At 68.1% G+C, this 24,516-nt stretch carries 23 protein-coding genes; 13 read left to right on the top strand and 10 right to left on the bottom strand.

Annotation, left to right across the window (positions count from 1 at the left end):
• Positions 1–11: 11 nt before the first annotated feature.
• Positions 12–1,022 (top strand): GDSL-type esterase/lipase family protein, encoded by a 1,011-nt coding sequence (locus ACO0LU_RS00455; protein ID WP_424789470.1) that lies wholly within the window; start codon positions 12–14, stop codon positions 1,020–1,022.
• Between the two features lie 139 nt (positions 1,023–1,161).
• Here ACO0LU_RS00455 and ACO0LU_RS00460 read toward each other — a convergent pair whose 3' ends face one another.
• Positions 1,162–1,614, bottom strand: coding sequence for a spore germination protein GerW family protein (locus ACO0LU_RS00460; RefSeq protein ID WP_424789471.1), 453 nt, complete (start codon positions 1,612–1,614; stop codon positions 1,162–1,164).
• Complete coding sequence (locus tag ACO0LU_RS00465) at positions 1,611–2,009, bottom strand: DUF3054 domain-containing protein (RefSeq protein ID WP_424789472.1); 399 nt, start codon at positions 2,007–2,009, stop codon at positions 1,611–1,613. The genes ACO0LU_RS00460 and ACO0LU_RS00465 overlap by 4 nt, the downstream gene beginning before the upstream one ends.
• Before the next feature lie 227 nt (positions 2,010–2,236).
• Here ACO0LU_RS00465 and purL point away from each other — a divergent pair, with 227 nt between their 5' ends.
• Entirely contained in the window at positions 2,237–4,537 is a 2,301-nt protein-coding gene (gene purL / locus ACO0LU_RS00470; protein WP_424789473.1) for a phosphoribosylformylglycinamidine synthase subunit PurL, read from the top strand.
• A 126-nt stretch (positions 4,538–4,663) separates the two neighbouring features.
• On the opposite strand, the gene ACO0LU_RS00475 is transcribed toward purL, so the two are convergent.
• Together ACO0LU_RS00475 and ACO0LU_RS00480 are read right to left on the bottom strand one after the other, a co-directional pair.
• Entirely contained in the window at positions 4,664–5,647 is a 984-nt protein-coding gene (locus ACO0LU_RS00475; protein WP_424789474.1) for a type IV toxin-antitoxin system AbiEi family antitoxin domain-containing protein, read from the bottom strand.
• Between the two features lie 329 nt (positions 5,648–5,976).
• Complete coding sequence (locus ACO0LU_RS00480; RefSeq protein WP_424789475.1) at positions 5,977–6,750, bottom strand: hypothetical protein; 774 nt, start codon at positions 6,748–6,750, stop codon at positions 5,977–5,979.
• A gap of 168 nt (positions 6,751–6,918) precedes the next feature.
• Between ACO0LU_RS00480 and ACO0LU_RS00485 the strand changes: the two genes are divergently transcribed.
• On the top strand, positions 6,919–7,335 hold the full coding sequence (locus ACO0LU_RS00485; protein ID WP_424789476.1) for a hypothetical protein: 417 nt from the start codon (positions 6,919–6,921) through the stop codon (positions 7,333–7,335).
• Positions 7,336–7,429: 94 nt separating this feature from the next.
• Here the strand turns inward: ACO0LU_RS00485 and ACO0LU_RS00490 are convergent, their stop codons facing one another.
• Both ACO0LU_RS00490 and ACO0LU_RS00495 read right to left on the bottom strand, forming a co-directional pair.
• Positions 7,430–8,878 carry an NAD-dependent malic enzyme gene (locus tag ACO0LU_RS00490; protein ID WP_424789477.1) on the bottom strand — a complete coding sequence of 483 codons (1,449 nt, stop codon included), beginning with the start codon at positions 8,876–8,878 and terminating at the stop codon, positions 7,430–7,432.
• 221 nt (positions 8,879–9,099) lie between these two features.
• Positions 9,100–10,131, bottom strand: a complete 1,032-nt coding sequence (locus tag ACO0LU_RS00495; RefSeq protein WP_424789478.1) for a LacI family DNA-binding transcriptional regulator — start codon at positions 10,129–10,131, stop codon at positions 9,100–9,102.
• 179 nt (positions 10,132–10,310) lie between these two features.
• Between ACO0LU_RS00495 and ACO0LU_RS00500 the strand changes: the two genes are divergently transcribed.
• From ACO0LU_RS00500 to ACO0LU_RS00535, 8 genes are all read left to right on the top strand, one after another.
• On the top strand, positions 10,311–12,677 hold the full coding sequence (locus tag ACO0LU_RS00500; RefSeq protein ID WP_424789479.1) for a glycoside hydrolase family 3 N-terminal domain-containing protein: 2,367 nt from the start codon (positions 10,311–10,313) through the stop codon (positions 12,675–12,677).
• Entirely contained in the window at positions 12,674–13,726 is a 1,053-nt protein-coding gene (locus tag ACO0LU_RS00505; RefSeq protein WP_424789480.1) for an ABC transporter permease, read from the top strand. The genes ACO0LU_RS00500 and ACO0LU_RS00505 overlap by 4 nt, the downstream gene beginning before the upstream one ends.
• 41 nt (positions 13,727–13,767) lie before the next feature.
• Positions 13,768–14,658, top strand: a complete 891-nt coding sequence (locus tag ACO0LU_RS00510) for a carbohydrate ABC transporter permease (RefSeq protein ID WP_424790172.1) — start codon at positions 13,768–13,770, stop codon at positions 14,656–14,658.
• 68 nt (positions 14,659–14,726) lie between these two features.
• Positions 14,727–16,403: an extracellular solute-binding protein gene (locus ACO0LU_RS00515; protein WP_424789481.1), complete on the top strand. Its 1,677-nt coding sequence runs from the start codon at positions 14,727–14,729 to the stop codon at positions 16,401–16,403.
• A gap of 132 nt (positions 16,404–16,535) precedes the next feature.
• Entirely contained in the window at positions 16,536–17,234 is a 699-nt protein-coding gene (locus ACO0LU_RS00520) for a glycosyltransferase (protein WP_424789482.1), read from the top strand.
• A 395-nt stretch (positions 17,235–17,629) separates the two neighbouring features.
• A complete protein-coding gene (gene rsgA / locus ACO0LU_RS00525; protein ID WP_424789483.1) occupies positions 17,630–18,724 on the top strand; it encodes a ribosome small subunit-dependent GTPase A in 1,095 nt (364 codons plus the stop codon).
• A gap of 153 nt (positions 18,725–18,877) precedes the next feature.
• On the top strand, positions 18,878–19,789 hold the full coding sequence (locus tag ACO0LU_RS00530) for a cation diffusion facilitator family transporter (protein WP_424789484.1): 912 nt from the start codon (positions 18,878–18,880) through the stop codon (positions 19,787–19,789).
• A gap of 110 nt (positions 19,790–19,899) precedes the next feature.
• Positions 19,900–21,279, top strand: coding sequence for an alpha-L-fucosidase (locus ACO0LU_RS00535; RefSeq protein ID WP_424789485.1), 1,380 nt, complete (start codon positions 19,900–19,902; stop codon positions 21,277–21,279).
• A 57-nt stretch (positions 21,280–21,336) separates the two neighbouring features.
• On the opposite strand, the gene ACO0LU_RS00540 is transcribed toward ACO0LU_RS00535, so the two are convergent.
• The 4 genes from ACO0LU_RS00540 to ACO0LU_RS00555 are packed head-to-tail and all read right to left on the bottom strand — an operon-like array spanning position 21,337 to position 23,610.
• The gene (locus ACO0LU_RS00540; RefSeq protein ID WP_424789486.1) at positions 21,337–22,098 is read right to left on the bottom strand and encodes an ABC transporter permease; all 762 of its coding nucleotides are present in this window, start codon (positions 22,096–22,098) and stop codon (positions 21,337–21,339) included.
• The gene (locus ACO0LU_RS00545; protein WP_424789487.1) at positions 22,095–22,895 is read right to left on the bottom strand and encodes an ABC transporter ATP-binding protein; all 801 of its coding nucleotides are present in this window, start codon (positions 22,893–22,895) and stop codon (positions 22,095–22,097) included. Before ACO0LU_RS00545 ends, ACO0LU_RS00540 begins: the two co-directional genes overlap by 4 nt.
• Positions 22,892–23,278: a DUF1048 domain-containing protein gene (locus tag ACO0LU_RS00550; RefSeq protein ID WP_424789488.1), complete on the bottom strand. Its 387-nt coding sequence runs from the start codon at positions 23,276–23,278 to the stop codon at positions 22,892–22,894. The genes ACO0LU_RS00545 and ACO0LU_RS00550 overlap by 4 nt, the downstream gene beginning before the upstream one ends.
• A gap of 2 nt (positions 23,279–23,280) precedes the next feature.
• On the bottom strand, positions 23,281–23,610 hold the full coding sequence (locus ACO0LU_RS00555) for a PadR family transcriptional regulator (RefSeq protein ID WP_424789489.1): 330 nt from the start codon (positions 23,608–23,610) through the stop codon (positions 23,281–23,283).
• 165 nt (positions 23,611–23,775) lie between these two features.
• Between ACO0LU_RS00555 and ACO0LU_RS00560 the strand changes: the two genes are divergently transcribed.
• Positions 23,776–24,129, top strand: a complete 354-nt coding sequence (locus tag ACO0LU_RS00560) for a sterol carrier family protein (RefSeq protein WP_424789490.1) — start codon at positions 23,776–23,778, stop codon at positions 24,127–24,129.
• Between the two features lie 23 nt (positions 24,130–24,152).
• Positions 24,153–24,494, top strand: a complete 342-nt coding sequence (locus ACO0LU_RS00565) for a hypothetical protein (protein WP_424789491.1) — start codon at positions 24,153–24,155, stop codon at positions 24,492–24,494.
• Positions 24,495–24,516 lie beyond the last annotated feature (22 nt).

Below are 24,516 nucleotides of genomic sequence, written 5' to 3' on the forward strand. Positions count from 1 at the left end.
GATGACCGGTCGTGAGCACCGAAGCCGGCATCCTACGTCCCTGCCTCGACAGTCCGTTCTGGCGCGGGGCGGTCGGCTGGGTGCCGGAGGCGCAGTGGTGGCAACCCTGGCGGGTGCTGCCGGACCGGATCGCGCGGGCCCATGCGCCCACCCTGCTGGAGGTCGCTCGGATGCCCACCGGGGTGCGGGCGGAGTTCCGCACCGACGCCGGCGCGCTGAGGCTGCCGGTCGAGTACTCCTCCACCGAGCGTGTGGCGCTGCTGGATGTGGTGGTCGACGGCGAACTGCACGCCCGGATGGACCTTCCGGTGGGGGTGAGCGACGTCCGGGTCTCACTGCCCCCGGGCACCCATCAGGTGCAGCTGTGGCTACCGCAGGCCGGTCCGACCCGCATCGGGGAGTTGGAACTGCAGGATGCCGAGGTGGTGGAGCCGATCGAACGCGGGCGGCGCCTGACCACCTACGGGAGTTCGATCACGCTCTGCTCGGCCGCTTACGGACCCAGCCGCACCTGGCCGGCGCTGGTGGCGCAGTCCCACGGCTGGGATCTGACCTGCCTGGGATACTCGGGCCAGTGCCACCTGGACCCGATCGCCGCCCGCACCATCGCCGCGGTCCCGGCGGACGTGATCGCGCTGTGCCTGGGCATCAACATCTACGGCGGTTCGACGTTCAACGAACGCTCCTTCGCCCCGCACGTCTCCGGTTTCATCGAACAGGTCCGCGAAGCCCACCCGAACGCACCGATCACGGTGATCACCCCGATCGCCAGCCCGGAACGGGAGGCCACGCCCAACCACGCCGGGATGACGCTGGAGCAGATGCGCACCGACATCACCGAGGTGGTGCAGGTGCTGCAAACCGACGACGACGACGTCCACCTGGTCGACGGCTTACAGATCCTGGGCTTGCACGAGGCACACCTGTTGCCCGACGGTCTGCATCCCGACGGTGAAGGTTATGAGTTGATGGCCCGGCGCCTGGCGCCGATTCTCGGCTCTCTCTCCGCCGCGGCACCGTAGGGCACGGCGCCCGACCCGGTGCGCCGGCACGTTAGGGCGCCCGAACCGGTGCGGCCGGCCACCGGCCTCAGCCACCTACCTCAGCGGTTGGTCTGCACGCCGCGCACCGGCGCACTGACCAGCCGAGACTGAGTGGGGCTCAGCCGCGGGAGGCTGCGCGTGCCGAGAGGTAGTCCCAGCGGCGGGCCTTGTGCCGCGCGCGCCGCACGCACGCCCACGCCACGATCAGCACCGTGACCAGGACCTGTCCGCCGATGATCGCGCGGTTGACGTCGATGGCCGGCTCCCACTTGACCTGCCCGTCCCGGACCGAATAGACCCCCAATGGTTTGACGCGGGTGCCGAAGCCGCCGCCACCCCCGGAGCCCTCGGCGTGCTGGGCGTGGGCGGTGTCGCCGCCCCCGGAGCCGAAGCCCATGCCACCGCCGCCCATCACCTTGGCCACCGGGATGATCGTGGCACCATCGGCCTGGTACGCCTCGCCGAAGGCGCGGCGCACATTCTGGGTGTCGCGGGCGGCCTCGACGGGAAGATTCGCATCCCCGAGGGTTTGACCCTGCTCAACGTGATCGTGTGGTTCCTGATCGCTCATGTGATTCCTCCTGCGGAGTTCGATTCCGATACGTGACGCGCCCCTGGTGCCTGCGGGACCAGGAGTGCCGCAACGACGCGCCATCCGAGCAACCCCAGCCCCAGCACACCGGTGGCGACCAGGACGAACGCCGACGCGGTGCCCTCGCCGTTCAGTAACCGTAGCCCCATGCCGAGGGCCAACGTGATCGGCCAGATCAGCAGGCCCGAACGCAGACTGCGCAGCGCCCACCGGGTGCGCCCGGCGATCACCCAGGCAACCAGCGCCCCGACGGCGAAGGGCCAGGCGGTCTGCAGCACGCCGGTGGGTGTGACCGTGTCATAGTGACTGGCCCGCCCGGCCACCGCGAATGCGAGCACCACCAACAGATCCAGGGCAATGCTGACGAGGCGCATACCTCCATCCTCACCCGCGGCGAGCCCGGTGTACACCGATCCAGCCGATTGGGCGGGCGCGGCGCGGCCTTACCGACCGCAGTCGTCCGACGCAGCTCTTGCGGACCCCGGGCTGCGTCGTCGTCCGCTCCCGGTCCCGCGGACCCCGGGCTGCGTCGTCGTCCGCTCCGCAGGCGGACGGGGGTAGATTACGTTGCGTTGCCCCGAGCCACGTAGAGGACCCTTCGTTGACGCACACCGCCGACACCGTCGCCCATGCCGAGGCCACCCCTGAGGCAACCCAGCCCTATGCCGAACTCGGCTTGAACACCGAGGAGTACGCCGGGATCCGCGAACTCCTCGGCCGGCGGCCCACCGCCGCGGAACTGGCGATGTACTCGGTGATGTGGTCCGAGCACTGCTCCTACAAGTCCTCCAAGATGCACCTGTCCCAGTTCGGCGCCAAGACCACCGAGGAGATGCGAGCCCGGTTGCTGGTCGGGATCGGGCAGAACGCCGGCGTGGTCGACATCGGTGAGGGTTGGGCGGTGACGTTCAAGGTGGAGTCGCACAACAGCCCCAGTTACGTCGAGCCCTACCAGGGCGCGGCCACCGGTGTGGGCGGCATCGTGCGCGACATCATCTCCATGGGTGCCCGGCCGGTCGCGGTGATGGACCAACTCCGCTTCGGTGCGCCCGACCACCCCGACACGCAGCGGATGGTGCACGGCGTGGTCTCCGGCATCGGCGGATACGGCAACTCCCTGGGACTGCCCAACATCGGCGGTGAGACGGTGTTCGACGCCGCCTACCAGCGCAACCCGCTCGTCAACGCCCTGGCCGTGGGGGTGCTGCGGCACGAGGACATCCACCTGGCCAACGCCGAGGGCGTGGGCAACAAGGTGGTGCTGTTCGGGGCCCGCACCGGCGGCGACGGGATCGGGGGTGCCTCGATCCTGTCCAGCGCCACCTTCGATGCGGACAAGCCCGCCAAGCGCCCGAGCGTGCAGGTGGGTGACCCCTTCATGGAGAAGGTCCTGATCGAGTGCTGCCTGGAACTCTTCGCCGCCCGGGTGGTCGAGGGTATCCAGGACCTGGGCGCCGCCGGAATCTCCTGCGCCACCTCCGAACTGGCCTCCAACGGGGACGGCGGCATGCACGTGGACCTGGAGAACGTGCTGCTGCGCGACCCGACCCTGACCGCCGGGGAGATCCTGATGAGTGAGTCCCAGGAGCGGATGATGGCGGTGGTGGCTCCGGAGAAGCTGGAGCAGTTCCTGGCCATCGCCGAGCGCTGGGACGTCGAGGCCGCTGTGATCGGGGAGGTCACCGGCACCGGACGCCTCACCATCGACCACGACGGTGAGCGGATCGTGGACGTGGACCCGCGCACCGTGGCCCATGACGGCCCCGTGTACGACCGTCCCTACGCCGAGCCGACGTGGCAGGCGGGGCTGAACGCCGACGCCGCCGAGGCCCTCGCCCGGCCGGCCGCGGCGCACGAACTGCGCGAGCAGGTGCTGGCGGTGCTGTCGAGCCCGAACCTGGCGAGCAAGTCCTGGGTCACCGACCAGTACGACCGGTACGTGCAGGGCAACACCGCCCTGGCCCAGCCCGACGACGCGGGTGTGGTGCGCGTGGACGAGTCCAGTGGGCTCGGGGTGGCCCTGGCCACCGACGCCAACGGGAGGTTCAGCAAACTCGATCCCTACGTAGGCGCCCAGCATGCCCTGGCCGAGGCCTACCGGAACGTGGCCACCGTGGGCGCGCAGCCGCTGGCGGTGACCGACTGCCTGAACTTCGGCTCGCCGGAGGACTCCGACGCGATGTGGCAACTGGTGCGCTCCATCACCGGGCTTGCCGATGCGTGCCTGGCCCTGGGCATCCCGGTGACCGGTGGCAACGTCTCGCTGTACAACTCCACCAAGTCCGCTGATCTGCCCCCGGGCCACATCGACGCGTCGATCCATCCCACGCCGGTGGTCGGGGTGCTCGGGCTCCTCGACGACGTGGGCGCGGTGGTCCCCTCGGGATGGTCCGAGGCCGGGCAGGAGATCCTGCTGCTGGGTACCACGGCGACTGAGTTGTCCGGGTCGGTCTGGGCCGATGTGGTGCACTCCCACCTGGGCGGGCTACCGCCGGCGGTGAACCTGGACGCCGAGCAGGCGCTGGCGCGGGTGTTGATTGCCGGTGTGGGCCAGGGTCTGGTCAGCGCCAGCCACGACCTGTCCCAGGGCGGGCTGATCCAGTCGCTGACCGAGTCGGTGCTTCGCTTCGGGGTCGGGGCCCGGCTCGATCTGGCGCCGGTGCTGGAGCGCGACGGCGTGGACGCCGCCACGGCGCTGTTCTCCGAGTCCACCGCCCGGGCGCTGGTGGCCACCACCGAGACCGATGCGGTGATCGACCTGGCCGCCCAGCACGGGGTCCCGGTGCTGCGCCTGGGTGTGAGCGACGACGGCGTGGGGCTGGATCTGGCCGGACAGTTCAGTCTGTCCATGGCCGAGTTGGAGCAGGCCCACCACGCCACACTGCCGGCCATCTTCGGTTGACCCCGTCCGATCCCCCCTCCGGCCGCTGCGCAGCCCCGGGGCGCTGAGGGCGATAGTTGCCGTCCAGGGCGATACCTGTGGGGCTCGCCCTCGACGCCGGGGCTCGGCTTCGGTGATCGGCCGGGCTTAGTCCGCTTCGCGTAGGCCGCGGCGTTCGGGTGGCAGGCGCGTGCTGGCGTGTACGTGGCGGCGCAGGTCGGTGAGCAGGCGACCGGGATCTCTCAGGTCGGCACGGGTTGCGCGCACGATAAGGCATCCGGCTGACCGCAGGGCGTCCTCGCGGCGCTTCTCGTCGTAGACGTCGCTGCCTTGGGTGTATTTGGCGACGCCGTCGTACTCCAGCCCGACCATCTGCCACTCGCTATGAACGTCGGCACCGGACCACAACAGGTCCGGATAGAACGTGCCCAACTCCGTGGCGACCCCTACCTGAAGGTCGGGTGCGGTGAACCCTGCGGACAGCACGATCCAGCGAACCAGCGACTCGGCCGCCGATTCGGATCGGCCGTCGGCATGGCTGAGCACCGCGCGGGCCCGTACCACTCCCCGGACCGGCCCCGCGTCCGCCACCCTGTTCAGCCAGGCGGCTCGGATCTGCGCCTCACGGGCGGACGATGCCGGCCAGTCGAACCGGGTGGTCCCCGCGAGCCGGCGAAGGATCGCATCCGCTGTGGAGAGCGCGGGACCGGGCCGCTGGGTACGCGCGCAGTCCACGCAGGTGCGATCCAAACCGGTGACCGGTAGGCCCAGCGTCCGCACGAGGTCCGCCTCCGGCAACTCCACAACCCGGTGCCGGATGACGTCCCGGGCGCGGTTCCCGGCGGGGTGAGACGTCTGCAGGATGTGCACTTTGTCCGTACGCTCCAACCACGTCGGGATCCCGTGCAGCGCGGCGGCTGTCTCGTGGCTGAAGGCGAAGGCCGTCCGGAGGGCACGGTGGACAGCACGGCACCGCGCCAGCAGTTCGCTCACGCGGCCGTCCTCGTACGCACCGGCCTCGGCGTACGCACCGCGTCGCACCCTGACCAGTACGCCTTGACGGCGGAGCCGGTCGACCGCACCGGGCGGGTAATCGGAGGTGAACCGGATCCGGGGGGCGTTGGCGACCATCGCGACATGGTGTCCGGAGACCACGCTGTGCGGTGAGCCCCCGGTGCGACTGTGTGGATAGCCAGGGGCGGCTGTGGAGAACTGGCCGCCCAGGCCGCCCAGGGCGATCGTGGCCGCCCAGACCGCCCAGGGCGATCGTGGCCGCCCAGGCCGCCCAGGGCGATCGTGGCCGCCCAGGGCGATACCTGTTGGGCTCGCTCTCGGCGCCGGGGCTCGGCTTCGGGGTGCTGGGAGGGGTGCGGTCGGCTTCGGGGTGCTGGGAGGGGTGCGGTCGGCTTCGGGGTGCTGGGAGGGGTTCGGTCGGCTTCGGGGTGGTGGTGGGGCCGGTGCTAGCGCCGCTCCGGGCGCGCAGGCGGGCGGCGGGTGGTGCGGCGAGTCACGAAGCCGAGTAGCGCCCCGGCGGCACCCTGCCGCCCGACCTGGAGGCGGATCATTTCCTCCCGGCGCGGGCCACCCCAGATGTCCTTGGGCAGCGACGTCGCCGAGACCAGCCAGGTGGGTAGCCCCAGGAGCCGAGCCATGGCGGTGAGCCGTTCGGACTCGCTCTCGTCCTCGCTGAGCTCGTCCTCCAGCAACTCGGTGAGTTCGTCGGAGACCTCCGGCAGGTCCAGGGCCTGTGCGATGGGGGCGTAAGTCAACCCGTCCGAGTCTTCTTCGAGCATCGCCATCCCGACCGGTTCACCGAACTCGTCCAGCATCGGCTCGCCGAACTCGTCGAGCGGAACGGCCCCGCCGAACTCGCCGTGCCCGGGCCCCGCACCGTACTCGGGCTCGGGCGGGTTGGTGTCGACCGTCGCGACGCGCTCGTCACCGTCGTAGAGCCACAACCGAAGGGCCTCGTCCCGCCGGATCTGAGCAACGAGCGCAAGGGTGCCGGTGGTCGTGGCCAGGTCCCGCCCCACCGCGTCGATGGTCCGGTTACCAGCAGCAACCTTGCCCAACGGGTTCTCCGCGACCACCAGCACCCACCGGCCCTGGGCCGGACCGATCCAGCCGCTGAAGCCCAGGGACTCCAGGACCTCCACGACGCGCTCGCGATCGGCCGCGATGTACACGCCGGCGCAACTGACTCCCTCGCGGCGGTCGGAATCGGGGTTGATCATCCCTGCTGGGTACATGGCGTCCAGTCTGGCACCGGCACATCGCCGGCGGCACGGCGAGAACGGAGGAGGGAGGTCGGCGTTGCCTACCGGATGTGATCGTTGCGCGCTTATCCACCTGGCAGAACCGCGAAATCCCTGGGAGAATGGATACTGAGGGTGAGGCGCTCGATGAAGTGGCTGTTGGATTCGCTGAGCGGGGCCCCGATGATGATCCGGCCCCGGCGTCCCCGGGCTGCCGTCGAGTACGCCACGGACCGACGCGATCTGCGGGAGTGGATCGAGAGTTGGTGGCCGTGGGCTCGCCGGCGAGCAGAGGAGGCCGAAGCGCGCGAGGTGTTCCGGGTGCTGGAGATGCAGATGCGGCTGACCACACTGACGGCGATCCTGCGGCGAATCGACTCCGACCCGGACATGTTCGCGCGGCAGCACCACTGGCGAACGACGCTGTGGGCCTACGACTCCATGCTCGCCGATGCCTGCGCACTCGCCGGCCTGTCGGCCCGGTCGGTTCCCGCCGGTCCGAAGGCCGATGCCGAACGTGCCCGGCGCGAACTCGAGCTGTGTGGTCGTGGGTGGACGTGGTGACACCACCCGTCGTTGCCTGACCCGCAGGCCTGACCCGCAGGCCTGATTCGCAGGCCTGGTTGGCCGACCGGCCGACCGGCCGGCTCGGATGGACTCAGTCCTTCTTGAACTCCAACTCGATGGGGTTGGGGTGCTCATCCTGTGAGGACAGGCTCGCGGCGTCGCGCTCGGCGACCGCCTGAACCGCCTTTGCCACCGTGGTGTGCAGATCGCTGTGAAAGACACTGGGCACGATGTAGGTGGCGTTGAGTTCGTCGGCGGTGACCACATCGGCCACCGCGTGGGCGGCGGCGATGAGCATCTCGTCGGTGATCCGCGTGGAACGGGCGTCGATCAGTCCGCGGAAGACCCCCGGGAATGCCAGGACGTTGTTGATCTGGTTGGCGAAATCGCTGCGGCCGGTCGCCACCACGGCGGCGTGCCGGGTGGCGATCACCGGGTCGATCTCCGGCATCGGGTTGGCCATCGCGAACACGATCGCCCCCTCCGCCATCGACTTCACGTCATCCTCGGAGACCAGGTCCGGTGCCGAGACCCCGATGAACACGTCGGCATCGACCAGTGCTTCGGAGAGGGTGCCCTTCAGATCACGCTTGTTGGTCGCCTCGGCGACCCACTCCAGCGACGGATCGAGGTTGTCCCGGTCGGCGTGCACGATGCCGCCCACGTCGGCAACCACCACATCGGTGGCACCGGCGGCAAGCAGCAGCCGCAGGATCGCCGATCCGGCGGCACCGGCACCGGCCTGGACGATCCGGACGTCCTCGAGCTTCTTCCCGACCACCTTCAACGCATTGGTCAGGGCGCCCAGAGCAACGATCGCGGTGCCGTGCTGGTCATCATGGAAGACGGGGATATCCAGTTCCTTGCGCAACCGGTCCTCGATCTCGAAGCACCGGGGCGCGGAGATGTCCTCCAGATTGATCCCGGCGAAGACCGGGGCGACGGCCTTGACGGTCCGGACGATCTCATCGACGTCCTGGGTGTCCAGGCACAGCGGGAAAGCGTCAATGCCGCCGAACTGCTTGAACAGGGCGGCCTTGCCCTCCATCACCGGCAGCGCGGCCAGCGGTCCGAGGTTGCCCAACCCCAGGATCGCCGAGCCGTCGGAGACCACGGCGACGGTGTTGCGCTTGATCGTCAGGCGGGAGGCGTCCTCGGGATGTGCCGCGATCTGCTGGCTCACCCGCCCCACGCCCGGGGTGTACACCAGGGAGAGGTCGTCGCGGTGCCGGATCTGCATCTTCGGTTCGATCTGGATCTTCCCACCCAGGTGCGCGAGGAACGTACGGTCCGAGACCCGTCCGATTCGCACACCCTCGACCTCGCCGAGGGTGTCTACGACCTTGCGTGCGTCGCTCTCGCCGCCGGTGGCACACGTCAGGTCGACCTGCAGGCGGTCTGGCCCGGAGGCCGACACGTCCACCGCGGTCACCACACCGCCGGCCCTCTCCACCGCGGTGGTCAACAGGCTCACCGCCGTGGGTATTGCGGGCAGATCCAGCCGCACCGTTATGGAGTAACTGACACTGGGAGCGCTCATCGACATCCACCTTCACCGGAACTCGCCACCACGCGGTCTCGCCACCACCCGCGGGGGCACCATCGCCCCGCAGCGGCGGGGCACGGTCCATTCTGCCGTAGTGCTAGCAGCCGTACACGTTCATCCGGCGGGGTGTTCCGACTTGTACAGATCGACAATTAATGATCGTACGGGCAGGCCACGGTGCGGTGTCGCCAGGTCAGGGCGGCGGTGTCGCCGGTTCAGGAGGGCGGGGGAGCGGTCGAGCGGCGCACGACGAGTTCAGTGGCAAGTTCGATGCGCTGGTGGGCCAGGGTCTGCCCGTCGGCCAGCTGCAGCAGCATCCGGGTGGCGGTTGCCGCCATCTCCCGGAGTGGCTGGTGCACCGTGGTCAGCGCCGGCTCGATCCACTGGCTCACCGCGACGTCGTCGTATCCCACGATCGACAGATCCTCGGGCACCCGCAGGCCCAGTTCATGGGCCGCGCGGAGTACGCCGAGGGCTTGCATGTCGGAGCCGGCGAAGATGGCGGTGGGCCGGTCCGGCCGGTCCAGCAGGTCCCGGCCGTGCTGGTAGCCGGTCGAGACGTGGAACAGCCCGTGCCGGATGAACTCCGGGTTCACACTCACGCCGACCTCGTCGTGAGCGCTGCGGAACCCGTCCACCCGGGCCCTGCTGCACAAGACGTCCTTGGGTCCGGAGATCACCGCCAGGCTGCGGTGCCCCAGGCCGAGCAGGTGCCGGGAGGCGGACAGTCCACCGCTCCAGTTGTTCGACCCGACCGTGGGGATGCCGACCGGTGGCTCGCCATCGGTATCCAGCACCAGGAACGGGATCGATCGGGACTCCAACTGATATCGCTGCGCGGCCTCCACGCCGGAGAGCACGAAGAGCACCCCGGCCGGGCGTCGTGCCAGGACGGCATCGAGCCATTCCTGCTTGGGCCGGTGCTCACCACCCAGTTCAGAGAGCACCACCCCGATCTGGCGCGCGGCGGCCACGGTCTCCACCCCGCGAATGATCTCCACCGACCAGGCCGAGTCGAGCTCGTGGAAAACCAGGTCCAGTAGGGCCGGGCTGGTTCGGTGGCCGGAGCGGCGTCGCCGGTACTGGTGGCGCTCAAGCGCTTCCTCGACCTTCGCGCGGGTCTGGCTGGCGACGTCGGGACGGCCGTTCAGCACCTTGGACACGGTCGGCACCGAGACGCCGATCTCTGCCGCGATCGAGGCGATCGTTGCCCTGGGCTTCTGGGCCGCCATGGCCTCGTTGCTCATCGTTCCCCTATTGCTCCGATGCGAAAGTTTCGGCTTCAGGGTATCACCATGACCATGCCGTTACCGAAACGTTGTTTGACGAGTTCGGGCACATCCGCTTAAGGTCGCACCAAGCAACTTTCGATGCTTTCACGAAAGTTTCGATCAGAGTGTCAGCACAACGAAGTGGACCGGAGCCGATGACGACGGACATAAGCGCCGAACGCACCGCTGAGTCGCAGGTGCCGCCTTGGCGTGACCGCACCCGCACACCGGCGGAGCGCGCCGATGGTCTTCTTGCCGAGATGACCCAGGCGGAGAGGCTCGGTCAGATCGTGGGGCTGTGGGTCGGCGCGGACGCCTCGGGAGCCGGGGTGGCCCCGAACCAGTCGGACATGCCCCAGGGCCTGGAGTGGGAGGCCGTGATCGCCGACGGTCTGGGCCAACTCAGCCGGCCATACGGAACCGCACCGGTGGAGCCGGCGCTGGGCGCTCGCTCGCTTGCCCACTCCCAGCGTGAGGTGATGGCGGCCAACCGGTTCGGCATCCCGGCCCAGGTGCACGAGGAGTGCCTGGCAGGCTTCGCCGCCTGGCAGGCCACCGCCTTCCCGATCCCGCTGTCCTGGGGCGCCTCGTTCAACCTCGAGCGGGTGGAACAGATGGCCACCCTGATCGGGCAGACCATGCGGGCCGCCGGCGTGCACCAAGGTCTCTCGCCCGTGCTCGACGTAACCCGGGACTACCGGTGGGGCCGCACCGAGGAGACGATCAGCGAAGACCCCTTCCTGGTGGGGATGGTGGGTGCCTCATACGTCCGCGGACTGGAGTCGACCGGGATTGTGGCCACCCTGAAGCACTTCGTGGGCTACTCGGCGTCGCGGGCCGGGCGCAACCTGGCCCCCGTCTCGATCGGCACCCGCGAGTTCGCCGACGTCCTTCTTCCCCCGTTCGAGGCGGCGTTGCGCCTGGGCGGGGCCCGTTCGGTCATGCACTCCTACACCGACATCGACGGCGTGCCCTCGGCGGCGGACACCTGGTTGCTGACCGACCTGCTCCGGGACACCCTCGGCTTCGAGGGCACCGTGGTGGCCGACTACTTCGGCGTCCGCTTCCTCGAGCGGTTGCACCGGGTGGCGGCCGACGGATCGCACGCTGCCGCTCTTGCCCTGACCGCGGGCGTGGACGTGGAACTGCCCACCATCGACGCCTACGGCGATCCGCTCGCCCGTGCCCTCGCAGAGGGCCGGGTCGCCGAGACGATCCTGGATCGGGCGGTGCGGCGGGTCCTGATCCAGAAGATCGAACTCGGTCTGCTCGACGCCGACTACGCCCCGGAGCAGGCCGATCCCGAGTCGCTGGCCCTCGACCCGGAGCCGGCCCGCGAGGTGGCCCTGGAGATGGCGCGGGAGTCGGTGGTGCTGGTGGCCAACGGCGACACCCTGCCGCTGGCACCAGGCGCCTCGATCGCGGTGGTCGGCCCCTTGGCCGATGACCCCTACAGCATGCTCGGGTGCTACTCCTTCCCGGCGCACGTGGGAGCCCAGCATCCTGACCACGAGATCGGCATCGACATCACCACGGTGCGGGCCGGTCTCGAGGCCGAACTCGGCAGCGTCCGGTACGCCCGAGGCTGCGACGTCACCGACAGTGACCGCTCCGGCCTGGCCGAGGCCTCCGAGGCAGCCCGCGCGGCGGATGCATGCGTCGTGGTCGTCGGCGACCGCGCCGGGCTCTTCGGGCGGGGCACCTCCGGAGAGGGGTGCGACGCCGCTGACCTGGCCCTGCCCGGGATCCAGGGCGAACTGATCGAGGAGATGCTGGCCACCGGCACCCCGGTGGTGCTGGTGCTACTGACCGGCCGCCCCTACGCGCTGGGACACTATGCCGACCGGGTCGCGGCCATCGTGCAGGGCTTCTTCCCCGGCCAGCACGGCGGTCAGGCCATCGCCGAGGTGCTTACCGGCACGATCAACCCCTCCGGCCGGCTGCCGGTGGGCATTCCCCGGGACCCCGGCGGCCAGCCCGGCACCTACCTCGCCGCCCCGCTCGGCCAGGCCTCCACGGTCTCCAACCTCGATCCCAGCGCACTCTTCCCCTTCGGCCACGGCCTGACCTACACCTCCTTCGAGTGGGGTGAGGCGACAGTGGCCGGCGGTGGAACCGAGTGGGACACGGCCGGGCTGGTCACGGTGGAGTTGACCGTCACCAACACCGGGGACCGGCGCGGCACCGAGGTCGTCCAGGTCTATCTGGAGGACCATGTGGCGCAGGTGACGCAGCCGGTGCGCCGCCTGATCGCCTTCGCCCGGGTGCCGCTCGATGCCGGAGCCTCCGCTGGGGTGCGCTTCACACTGTCGGCCGACCTCACCTCCTTCACCGGACTCGCCGGCGAGCGGATCGTCGAACCCGGGCAGGTCAGCCTGCACATCGGACGCTCGGTCACCCAGACCCTCGCCAAGGTGGACCTGGACCTGACCGGCGCCCTACGCACGGTGGGTCATGACCGCGAACTGGCTCCCGTCGTCGTCGTCGATCCCGGCGAAACTACTGCGGGGGTGTCATCGTGACCGCACCGCAGCCCATGCCCGGAGCCGGCATCCCCCCGGGCCGCGAGATCCCCGGGCCTGGCGTCGCCGTCGGGGTCGGAGTCGGCGCCGACGGCCCCAGCGGCGGGCCGCGCAAGGAAGGGCCGCGGTCGTGGCTGGGCAGGCACGGGCACGAGTGGCGGATCGCGCTGAAGAAGGACTGGCGGCTGTACTCCCTGCTGGTGCTTCCGGTGATCTGGTTCCTGATCTTCCGCTACATCTCGATGGCGGGAAACGTGATCGCGGTGCGCCGGTACCGTCCCGGCGGGAGCATCTTCGGTGACGAGTTCGTGGGCCTGCGGTACTTCCGGATGATCCTGGGCGATGCCAGTTTCTGGAACGCCTTCGAGAACACCCTCATCCTGGGCGGGTTGAGCCTGGCCATCGTGTTCCCGCTGCCGATCATCCTGGCGCTGATGCTGAACGAGTTGCGTTCGCGAGTGTTCAAGCGCACCGTGCAGACCATTTCCTACCTGCCGCACTTCATGTCCATCGTGGTGGTCGCGGCGATGGTGCTCCAGATCGTCTCGATACGCGGCACGATCAACCAGATCCTCGACGTGTTCGGGGCCGGTCCGATCTCCTTCATGCAGCAGTCCGAGTGGTTCCGGACCATCTTCATCACCTCGGAGATCTGGCAGACCGTTGGCTGGGGCACCATCCTGTACCTGGCCGCACTGACCACGATCGATCCGCAACTCTATGAGGCCTCCCGGGTTGATGGGGCCAGTAAGTGGCGACAGACGTGGCACGTGACCCTGCCGGGGATCCGGCCCACGATGGTGGTGTTGCTGATCCTGAATATGGGCAACTTCCTCTCGGTCAGTTTCGAGAAGGTGCTGCTGCTCTACAACCCGTTGCTGTATCCGACCGCTGATGTCATCGCCACGTACCTGTACCGCGTGGGGCTGCAGGGAGCGAACTTCTCCTACGCCGCGGCCATCGGCTTCTTCGAAGCCATCATCGGCGCCATCTTGATCGTGGGCGCGAACCTGATATCGCGCCGTCTGGTGGGGGAGAGTCTCTGGTGAGCACGTCAGTCGATGCCAAGGCCAAGGGCCGGGCGAATGAGATCCTGGGCGTCAACGAACAGGCGACCAAGATCAAGGACAGCCGCGGCTACACCGTGTTCCGGTGGTTCAACGCGTTCTTCCTGATCCTGGTGTGCGTCCTCACGCTGTACCCGTTCGTCAACGTGATCGCGCAGGCATTCTCCGCCGAGATCTACATCACTCGCGGGCAGGTGAACCTGTTCCCGCGCGGATTCAACGTCACCACCTTCGAGGCGGTGATGGGCGACAGCCGGTTCTGGACCAACTACCGCAACACCGTGGTCTACACCGTCACCGCCACCGCGATCTCGATGGTGCTGACCACCACGTTCGCCTACGCCATCAGCAAGAAGCACCTCAAGGGCCGCAACATCTTCATCGCGATCGCGCTGTTCACGATGGTCTTCAACGGCGGCCTGATCCCGAACTACGTGCTCGTGGACAACCTGGGGATGCGTAACACGATGTGGGCGATCGTGATCCCGAACGCGATCAGCGCGTTCAACCTGCTGATCATGAAGTCTTTCTTCGAGAACTTCCCCGCCGACCTCGAGGAAGCCGCCCGGATCGACGGCCTGCATACCTACGGGGTCCTGTGGCGCATCGTGCTGCCGCTGTCCAAGGCGGTGATCGCCACCATGATCCTGTTCTATGCGGTCGCGTTCTGGAACCAGTGGTTCTTCGCGTTCATCTACCTCGATGACGCGAATCTGTACCCGGTCACCATGTACCTGCGCAACCTGATGGCCGGCGCCCTCTCCACCGAGGGTCTTGGCACCGAGAGCGCGCAGATCAACTCCAACATCCAGGCGGTGGCGATGTTGCTGACGATGCTGCCGATCCTGTGCCTGTACCCGTTCATCCAGAAGTACTTCGTCTCCGGCGTGATGCTCGGAGCCGTCAAGCAGTGAGCGTCGCTGCCCACTGCCAGTCCCGCATTCGATCGTCGCGAACGACGACGTTCACCATTGGAGGAAAGATGAGGAATACACGAAGAAGGGTGCTCGCGGGTATCTCGACCGCGACTGCCACAGCCCTGGTGCTGGCCGCCTGCGGCGATGGTGGTGGCGACGAGGTCGACGCCGAGGAACTCCTCGAGGACGAGTCCCAGAACGTGGGCGCGATGGAGGACTTCTCCGTCGGTGACACGTTCGTGGCCACCACCGATGAGCCGCTGGAGATCTCGGTGATGTACCGCGATCATCCGAACTACCCGCTCGATGAGGACTGGATGTTCTTCGACGTGATCGAGGAGAACCACAACGTCGTCTTCAACAACCAGGTGGTGCCACTCTCGGACTGGGCCGAGGGCCGCTCGCTGGCGATCGCCGGTGGTAACGCCCCGGACGTCATCCCGGTCACCTATGCGGGGGACGAGGCTCAGTTCGTCGGCTCGGGCACGATTCTGCCGATCTCGGATTACCTGGACCTGATGCCGCACTTCACCCAGAAGGCTGACGAGTGGGACCTGTGGGAGGAGATCGAGCAGCAGCGTCAAGTCGACGGGCGCTACTACATGATCCCGGGCCTGCACGAGAACCCCTTCCCGCAGTACTCGCTGGTGGTCCGCAAGGATCTGTTCGAGGAGTCCGGGTTCACCGAGGACCCCGAGACCTTCGACGAACTCGCCGACCAGCTCGAGACGGTCATGAACGACCATGACCTCGACTACGGCTGGACGGAGCGGTGGAGCGGTGGCGGCCCGATGGAGGCCACCGTCAGTTTCATGGCCGACTCCTTCGGCACCTCCGCCGGTTGGGGCTTCGGTGATGGTCTGAACTACGACCACGACGCCGGCCAGTACGTCTACGCCGGTGCCCAGGACGGTTACCGCGACCTGCTGACGTACCTCAACGACCTGGTGGAGCGCGGGGTCCTGGACCCCGAGTCGGTCAGCCAGGACGATGACACCGCCATTGCGAAGTTCACCAATGGTCAGGCCGCGGCGATCGCGGGCAACAACCAGGAGATCCTCAACTACCGGGACGGATTCGATGACCCGGACGTGGAACTGCGGATGATCCCGGTGCCGGCCGGCCCGGCGGGCAATGTCACCACCGAAGGCCGGACGGAATCCGGCCTGATGTTCTCCGCCGATCTGGCGGACAAGGAGACGCTCGTCGCGACCCTGCAACTGGTCGACTGGCTGTACTTCTCCGACGAGGGCCAGGAGTTCGCCAAGTGGGGTGTGGAGGGTGAGACCTTCGAGCGTGACGGCGACACCCGCATCCTCAACGAGAACATCGACATCCATGGCATCAACCCCGATGCCGATGAGTCACTGAATGTGGACTACGGCTTCCACAACGGTGTCTGGATGCCCGCACAGGGTTCGACCGAGGACCTGGTCCAGTCGATGCTCGGTGATGAGATGGTCGAGTTCCTGTCCATCATGGGAGAGAAGGAAGTGATCCCGCCCGGGCCTCCCTACCCCTACGACGAGGCCGAGCAGGAGACGCAGTCCCTGACCTCCAACACCCTCGGCGACGCCGTGCAGCAGAACACCGCTGCCTTCATCATCGGTCAGCGCTCACTTGACGAGTGGGACAGCTACGTGGCCGAACTCGAGGGCCTCGGGATGGAGAACTACGTCCAGGTCGCCAATGAGGCCGTCGAGCGCGACGTGGACGAGGACGCCTTCGAGGACGAGGAGTAAGATCACTCGGCCGTACTTGCGAAGGTTCCGTGACCCGGTGACGACGGGGCCGGTGGCAGCACATCGCCACCGGCTCCGTTCGCATCGGGGCAGAATGCGTCCAAGACGAACCCCGATCTGGCAGGTATGACCATGACCTCTGACCGTTCAGCGGCCCGCGACCCCGGCGATGGCGTCCTCGGCCGCGGCACCGGCGCGATCTACTGGTTCCTCGTCGTGGGCGTGCTGCTCGTCCTGACCACGCTCCCGGGCACGTTGCCGCTGATGCTGCTGGATCGCTCGACGAGCAACATCCCGCTGGTCGCGCTCTGCCTGGTTCCGGCTGGTCCGGCACTGTCGGCCGGGCTGTTCGCCATGCGGGACCGGTACCGCGCCGAGTCGCTGACGCCGATGGCCTCATTCCTGCGCGGCTACCGGCTCAACGTGGTCGAGGTCCTCAAACTATGGGTGCCCGGCCTCGCCGTGCTCACGATCATCGGCATCACCCTGGCCAACCTGGAGTACGCGGGAGTACCGGGAGGCTACGGGGTGGTGCTGGTGGTGCTCGCGGTGCTGTTCTCGGTGTGGGCCCTGAACGGCCTGGTGATCACGTCCTTCTTCGCGTTGCGCACCCGCGACGTGGCCCGGCTGGCCGTGTACTACATGGCCAGGACCCCGCTGGTGGCCCTGGGCGTGCTGGCCATGCTGGTGGTGGCCGCGGGCATCGTCTACTTCACCTTCGACGTGGTGCTGTTGCTGGTCAGCCCCATCCTGGTGTGGCTGCTCCTGCGCACCTGCGACGCGATGGTGAGCCATGTGGAGGCGAACTTCATCGCCCGCGGCGGCTCCTGACACTCCACTTGCACTCCGCCCCACAGCGGTCGAGAGCGAGCCCGAGCGCCGAGGACGAGTGCTAGACCGCTCGCCCTCGGCCATAACCCTCGCCTTCGGCTGTGTTCGCCTGTGTGCGGCTGTGTGCGGCTGTGTGCGCCAGGATCCTCAGAGCATCGCGAGGATCCGCTCGGCCTAGAGGCCCCGCCGTGGTGCGTTAGGAAGGACGATGTACTCCCTCCCGCGCGGCCGTCACCGCCTCGCCCACCAGCGCCCGCCCGATTTCCTGGCCCTGCGCGCCACGGCACCACCCGGCCCGGCCCCGACCCGAAGGCGCGGCCGTCATCGCGCGTGGGCGGCTGATCGCCGGACAAGGGCCGCAAATTGCGTTGCGGGCGTTCGTACTGTGAACGGTGATGAACCAGCAGCAAGCCGACTCCGGTGCTCCGGGCGCGCTGTCGCCCTCGCGATGGCGTGTGACCCGGGTGGACAAGGGCGCCATCCGCGCGATCCCCGACGACGGTACCCAGGTTGCCTTCGACGGGGTAAACGCGCACGACACGCCCGACGACGCCGCCGTGCCGCAGGCAGCCGGTCGCACCTGGCGTACCGGTCCAGAGGGCACGTTGCCGGCGGTGGTTGGTGAGCCCCTGGCGCCGGCAGTGGGGGACTGGCTGCACGTTGCCGAGGGGGCGGCCCGGATCGCACCGCGCATCAGCGAGTTGGTCCGGGACAGCGCGGATACCACCTCCCGCGAGCAGGTCATCGCCGCGAATGTGGACACCGTGCTGATCGCGGAGCCGTTGGAGCCGCTGCCTGCACTGGGGCGGATCGAACGGCTGCTCACCATCGCTCATCGCTGCGGTGCGCGGCCGGTGGTGGTGCTGACCAAGGCTGATGTGGTCGCTGACGCCGACTACTGGGTGGAGCAGGTGCGCGCGGTTGCGCCCACAGCCAGGGTGCTCGCCCTCAGTGCCACCACGGGCGCGGGCATCGACCACCTGCGAACCGTTCTGGACGACGCCTCCACGCTGGTACTGGTGGGGCCCTCGGGAGCGGGTAAGTCCACACTCGTGAACACCCTCGCAGGTACGGAGGTGATGGGTACCGGCCGGTTGCGCGGGGACCAGCGCGGAATGCACACCACCACCCATCGTGAACTCGTGCCGCTGGGGCACGGGCAGGTGCTGATCGACACCCCGGGGCTGCGCTCGATCGGGCTGGTGGCCACCGAGGACGCGGTGGCCACCACGTTCGAGGACGTGGAGTCGATCGCAGCGGGATGCCGGTTCACCGACTGCGCCCATGACCGTGAACCGGGTTGCGCGGTGCAGGCCGCGGTGGAGTCCGGGGCTTTGGCCGAACGCCGGCTGGACTCCTGGCGCTCGCTGCGCCGGGAGGCGCAGCGCCAGGCGATGCGTGCCGACGCCCGGCTGGGCGCGGAACAGAACCGGCAGTGGCGCCGGGGGAGCAAGGCGGCTCGGCAAGCACGCTCGCGTGCGCGGCGGTAGCCAGGACCGGACCTCAGGCCCGGTTATCGATTGCGATTGATAGCATCGGCCTATGGCGATGCGCGCCTGCGCTCTGGTGGGCGCCCGTGGCCGGGGCCGGGCCACCGACGACTCGCAGACCACACCGGCGCTGCTGCCGGCCGGAGCGGGGCCATGACCGAGCACTACGTGCCGGTGACCGCCGGTCAGAAGTACCGGTCCCGGATCGCGCTGGCGCTGGTGATCACCGTGACCGTGATGGTGGCCGAGGTGATCGGGGCCGTGCTCACCGGTTCCCTCGCCCTCCTCGCCGACGCAGGCCACATGCTCACCGACTCCGCCGGGCTGGCTATCGCCCTGGTCGCCACCTGGCTGGCGGCGCGCCCCGCGAGCGGACGGTGGACCTTCGGGTTCCAACGCGCTGAGGTGTTCGCCGCCCTGATCAATGGGGTGCTGCTGGCCGTGATCGCCGTGGTGGTGATCATCGAGGGGATCCGGCGGTTGCTCGAGCCTCCCGAGGTGCAGGGTCCGCTGATGCTGGTCTTCGGCGTGATCGGGTTGGCGGCCAACCTCATCGCGCTCCGCCTGCTGTCCGCCGGCAGGTCCGAGAGCCTGAACGTGCGCGGGGCCTACCTGGAGGTGCTGGGCGACCTGCTCGGTTCGGTTGCGGTGATCGCCGCGGCGGTGGTGATCGCGTTGACCGGGTGGAGCGCCGCCGACGCGGTGGCCTCGTTGGCGATCGGACTCATGATCGCCCCGCGCGCGGCGCTGCTGCTTCGTGACGTGGGCCGGGTGCTGCTGGAAGGCACCCCGGTGGATCTGGAACTGACCCGGGTGCGTGAGCACATGAGGAGCGTGGACGGAGTGCTGGACGTGCACGACCTGCACGCCTGGACCATCACCTCCGGAGTCCCGGTACTGAGCGCGCACGTGGTGGTGACCGATCAGGTGCTGGATCCGGCGCAGTTCTGCCGGGTGCTCGACGCGGTGCAGGACTGCGTGCGCGGGCATTTCGACGTGGAGCACTCCACCATCCAGATCGAACCGGCGAGCCACAGTCACACCGAAACCGGCACGCACCCGTGAGGGGCGTGGCCTCACGCGTTGTGCGCGGGGATCCTGGCGCCGGGGCCGCGTCTTATGGTGGTGATCGCGGAGAGGATGGCCAGCCGGTAGCCTCGCCGACCATGCCGCCTATGTCGAGCACGCCGAGCATGCGACCCATCCCGCCCAGCTCGGCTCAACGAGCCTGGCAAGATCTGGAACTGGGCTTTTTCTGCCACTTCGGCGTGAACACCTTTCACGGCAAGGAGTGGAGCGACGGCACTTTACCGGCAGCGAGTTTCAACCCGAGCAGCCTGGACGCGGGCCAGTGGGTGCGCACGGCGCAGGAGACCGGCGCACGCTACTTCATTCTCACCGCCAAGCACCACGACGGCTTCTGCCTGTGGCCCACGGCCACTACCGACTACTCCGTGGCGTCCGCACCGTGGCGAGATGGTCGGGGAGACGTGGTAGCCGAGGTGGCGCGGGCCTGCCGGGAGGCCGGCATGCCGTTCGGGCTGTACCTGTCGCCGTGGGACCGCAATGCCGCCTGCTATGACGACCGGCAGGCCTATGACCGCTTCTACCAGGCGCAACTATGGGAGTTGTGCACCGGATACGGCCCGCTTGTGGAACTGTGGTTCGACGGCGCCGGCAGCCAGGGAAGGACCTACGACTGGGACGGCGTGATGGCGGTTATCGACGAGCATCAGCCGCAGGCGATGGTCTTCAATATGGGCCGGCCCACGATCCGCTGGGTCGGAAACGAGGACGGCCTGGCCGCCGATCCGGTGCGCTATGTGGTCGAGAGCACCGAGGTGTCCAACTACGTCACCGACACCACCGACCTCGGCGCACCGCGCTACCTGCCCCCGGAGTGCGACGTCTCGCTGCGCCGCGGCTGGTTCTGGGCCCGCGACGACGAGCCCAAGTCCACCGAGCACCTGCTGGGCATCTACTACCGCTCCGTCGGGATGGGGACGAACCTGCTCCTCAACGTCCCGCCCGATGACCGCGGGTTGATCGGCGACGACGACGCCAACCGGTTGCGGGACTGGCGCACCGAACTCGACCGGCGCTTCGCTCGGCCGATCCGGGCACACCTGAGCGGGGCCGGCGACGTCTGGATCGCTACCTTCGAGGAGCCGGTGATGATCGACCACCTGGAACTCGCCGAGGACTATGACGACGGCCAGCGCATCGGCGCCCATCGGGTGCTGATCGATGACGACGACGCCCCGGCCCGCACGGACCCCGCCAAGGCCGAGGTGCTCGCCGCCGGGCAGAGCGTGGGTCACAAACGTCTGCACGCCGTCAGCCCGGTCACCGTCCGACGGCTGCGCATCGAACTCCGGGGCCCATCGCCGCGGCTGCGCTCGGTGCGGGCCTACCGGGCCGGGACCAGCGGCTCGGGGAGTATCGACTACCGCGCCAGCACCGACGAACCACAGGCGAACCCTGCGGTGACTGCGCGTCCGGCGTCGGAGGAACAGTTGGTGAACGGGCTTGGCGGCACGCACGGTAATCGTTGACGTGAAGTGCGCCACAACCGAAGCCGCCAGTGGCCACCGCCAACGTGAGCGAGTCGTCTATGAGATCTTGCGGCGGTAGATCCTCACCGCGATGAGGACGGCCACCAGCAATACTCCGACGCACCAGGCCAAGGCGACGCCTATCTCCTCGCCGAGCGCCTGACCAGTGAGCAGGTTGCGGAGCGCCTCCACGATCGGGGTGACCGGCTGGTTCTCAGCGAAGGCTCGCACCGCAGCGGGCATCGAGTCGGTGGGTACGAACGCCGAACTGAGGAATGGCAGGAAGATCAGCGGGTACGAGAATGCGCTGGCTCCTTCGACGCTGTTGGCGGAGAGTCCGGCGATGACGGCCAGCCAGGTCAGCGCCATGGTGAACAGGATCAGAATTCCTGCGACCGCCAGCCATTCCAGCACACCGGCACTGGAGCGAAATCCCATCAGCAGAGCCACGCCGATGACGATGGTCAGTGAGATCAGGTTGGCGACCAGCGAGGTCAGCACGTGTGCCCACAAGGTGGCGGATCGGGAGATCGGCAACGAACTGAACCGTTCGAAGATGCCTCTCTGCATGTCCAGGAACAGCCGGTACGCGGTGTAGGCGATCCCGGACGCCACGGTGATCAGGAGAATCCCGGGCAGCAGATAGTTCACATAGTCGTCGGTGCCGGCGTCGATGGCGCCGCCGAAGACGTAGACGAACAGCAGCAGGAACGCGATCGGCATGATCGCGGTGGTGATGATGGTGTCCGGGCTGCGGGCGATGTGGCGCAGGGACCGTCCGAGCAGAGTTCTGGTCTCACTGAAGGCGTGCGTACTCATGATTGGTCCTTCTCCGGGGCGCGTGCGCCCGGGTCAGTGCTGGTAATGGCCAGGAAGATGTCCTCCAGGCTGGGCCTCTTCTCCACGTACTCGACCTCGGCCGGGGGCAGCAGTTCCTTGAGTTCGGACAAAGTCCCGTTCGCGATGATGCGTCCTTCATGCAGGATCGCGATCCTGTCGGCGAGTTGCTCGGCCTCATCGAGATACTGGGTGGTGAGCAAGATCGTGGTGCCCCCGCGCGCCAGTGTCCGGATGGAGTCCCACACTTCCAGCCGGGACCTGGGGTCCAGGCCGGTGGTGGGCTCATCGAGGAAAATGACCTCCGGGTCACCGATCAGGCTCATGGCGAGGTCGAGACGCCGCCGCATGCCGCCGGAGTAGGTGGAGGCCCTCTGTGCGCCGGCATCGATGAGCGAGAACTTCTCCAGCAACTCCTCTGCGATGACGCGGGGGTTCTCGAGATGACGCAATTGCGCGACCAGCATCAGGTTCTCCCGGCCGGTGAGCATCTCGTCCACGGCGGTGAATTGTCCGGTCAGGCTGATCGACTCGCGCACCTTGCCGGGTTCGCGGGCAACGTCGATACCGTTGACCAGGGCGGACCCGGCGTCGGCTTTCAGCAGTGTGGAGAGGATACGAACGATCGTGGTCTTGCCGGCGCCGTTGGAGCCCAGCAGCGCGAAGATACTTCCCGGTGCAACCGCGAACTCCACGCCCGTGAGGACCTCGTTGTCCTTGTACCTCTTGGTCAGGCGACGGACGTCAATGGCGGGTTCGGTGAGCGTCGTCGTGGTCATGGTGTGTCCTCCGCGTCCTGCCTCCGGGTCGCGTCATCGACGGACCTCTTCAGCCGGTCCTTCTCCTTGTTGATCCACTGGCTGTCGGTGTAGTTGGCAAGGAACTCGTCGGCGAAGTCCACTGGATCCTCGCCGATGACGTCGTTGATAGCGGTGCCGTCGGCCGCGGCACGTTCCATGAGTTCGGTGAGGTCGTCGAGCATCTGCAGCAACTCCTCACCGTCGCTGATCCCACCTCGGTGCATGAGGTAGCGCTCGATGGCTTCCTGAGCCTGTTGGTAGCCGGCCGGCAGTTGCTTCACACGTGCCTGCTGCTGCTTGTACCGCTTCTTCTGCTCGAGCGAGCCGGTCAGCCACTCGAACCACTTCCTTTTCTCTGCCATCTCTATGTCCCCTCCTGACGGAGTTGTTCGACTCGCTCGGTGAGGAACGTCCAGTTCCTCCAGAATTCATCGAGGTTTTGCTGTCCCTGGGCGTTGAGTGTGTAGACCTTGCGCGGCGGCCCCTTCTCCGAGGGGACCTTCTCCACATCCACCAGTTGCCGCTTCTCGACGCGGACCAGCAGGGCGTACACGGTGCCCTCCGCGATATCGGTGAAGCCCTGATCGCGAAGCCACGCGGTGATCTCGTAGCCGTAGGCGGGCCGGGAGGCCAAGATGGCCAGCACCAGACCCTCCAGCGTGCCCTTGAGCATCTCGGTGACCTGTTTACTCATCGCACCTCACTACTCAGTGTCACTCACTACTGGTACATAGTAGCGCTAGGTAGCGGGTTTGCAAACCCCTTATCGGACCCCGCCGCGCGCGGCGTGATCCGATGGTGGGCCCGGTCATGCCTCCCTCGGGAGCGCCACCGCTGCGGCGACCGGTAGCCTCCAGGCGTGGCTCGAGCGATAGCACCCCAGGAGGGCGTCCAGGCACTGCAGGCGTGGCGCAACGGCGCGGCCGACGGCCCGCAACTGCGCACTGCGGTTCGGTTCACCCTGCAGGTACTCGCCCGGCACCACCCCGGAAACTCGGTGGAGGTGCGGGTGCCCCCGGCCGGGGTCACCCAGGCCATCGCCGGGCCCAGGCACACTCGCGGCACTCCACCGAACGTGATCGAGATGGACGCGCACACCTGGCTGGCCCTGGCCACCGGCGCGCTCGGCTGGGATGAGGCGCTGGCCAGTGGTCGCGTCCAGGCCTCCGGACTGCGCGCCGACCTCGGTGAGGTGCTGCCATTGCCGCTGTGATCGGCGGTGCTAGCGTCGGAGGCGTGAATGACGCTCAGGATGACCACGCCGATACCGGCGCCGATGCAGCCCGGGAGGCTGCGCCGTCGACCGCTGATGTGGTCAGCGGCGCCGAGGCGATGGCGATGGCGGATCCGACCACGGTGCGCAAGGTGCCTCGCTTCCGCCGGATCGGGATGCTCGGGGCGCTGGTTGGCCTGATCTTCTGCGCGGTGGGCACGGCGGTGTTCGCTCGACCCACCGAGTTCCTGTCCCTGCCCGGCGTCTTCCTGCTCATCTCGGTGTTCCTGGTCCCTGTGTTCGCCCTGGCCGCCTGCGCGGTGGCGCTGCTCATGGACGCCCGGGCCCGTCGTCGTCGATCCTGACTTCGGCGAGGCTGTCCGGGCG

This window comes from Pseudactinotalea sp. Z1748, assembly GCF_049725185.1.
In the GTDB taxonomy this organism is placed as follows: domain Bacteria; phylum Actinomycetota; class Actinomycetes; order Actinomycetales; family Beutenbergiaceae; genus CALKWS01.

Bases quoted from the DNA above. Each gene is read 5' to 3' on its own strand.
- ACO0LU_RS00535 (WP_424789485.1), top strand. From the start codon at position 19,900: ATGTCGAGCACGCCGAGCATGCGACCCATCCCGCCCAGCTCGGCTCAA.
- ACO0LU_RS00480 (WP_424789475.1), bottom strand. From the start codon at position 6,750: ATGATCAACCCCGATTCCGACCGCCGCGAGGGAGTCAGTTGCGCCGGC.
- ACO0LU_RS00460 (WP_424789471.1), bottom strand. From the start codon at position 1,614: ATGAGCGATCAGGAACCACACGATCACGTTGAGCAGGGTCAAACCCTC.
- ACO0LU_RS00475 (WP_424789474.1), bottom strand. From the start codon at position 5,647: ATGGTCGCCAACGCCCCCCGGATCCGGTTCACCTCCGATTACCCGCCC.
- ACO0LU_RS00485 (WP_424789476.1), top strand. From the start codon at position 6,919: ATGAAGTGGCTGTTGGATTCGCTGAGCGGGGCCCCGATGATGATCCGG.
- ACO0LU_RS00520 (WP_424789482.1), top strand. From the start codon at position 16,536: ATGACCTCTGACCGTTCAGCGGCCCGCGACCCCGGCGATGGCGTCCTC.
- ACO0LU_RS00495 (WP_424789478.1), bottom strand. From the start codon at position 10,131: ATGAGCAACGAGGCCATGGCGGCCCAGAAGCCCAGGGCAACGATCGCC.
- ACO0LU_RS00550 (WP_424789488.1), bottom strand. From the start codon at position 23,278: ATGGCAGAGAAAAGGAAGTGGTTCGAGTGGCTGACCGGCTCGCTCGAG.
- ACO0LU_RS00540 (WP_424789486.1), bottom strand. From the start codon at position 22,098: ATGAGTACGCACGCCTTCAGTGAGACCAGAACTCTGCTCGGACGGTCC.
- ACO0LU_RS00465 (WP_424789472.1), bottom strand. From the start codon at position 2,009: ATGCGCCTCGTCAGCATTGCCCTGGATCTGTTGGTGGTGCTCGCATTC.
- ACO0LU_RS00530 (WP_424789484.1), top strand. From the start codon at position 18,878: ATGACCGAGCACTACGTGCCGGTGACCGCCGGTCAGAAGTACCGGTCC.
- ACO0LU_RS00500 (WP_424789479.1), top strand. From the start codon at position 10,311: ATGACGACGGACATAAGCGCCGAACGCACCGCTGAGTCGCAGGTGCCG.
- rsgA (WP_424789483.1), top strand. From the start codon at position 17,630: ATGAACCAGCAGCAAGCCGACTCCGGTGCTCCGGGCGCGCTGTCGCCC.
- ACO0LU_RS00490 (WP_424789477.1), bottom strand. From the start codon at position 8,878: ATGAGCGCTCCCAGTGTCAGTTACTCCATAACGGTGCGGCTGGATCTG.
- ACO0LU_RS00515 (WP_424789481.1), top strand. From the start codon at position 14,727: ATGAGGAATACACGAAGAAGGGTGCTCGCGGGTATCTCGACCGCGACT.
- ACO0LU_RS00555 (WP_424789489.1), bottom strand. From the start codon at position 23,610: ATGAGTAAACAGGTCACCGAGATGCTCAAGGGCACGCTGGAGGGTCTG.
- ACO0LU_RS00545 (WP_424789487.1), bottom strand. From the start codon at position 22,895: ATGACCACGACGACGCTCACCGAACCCGCCATTGACGTCCGTCGCCTG.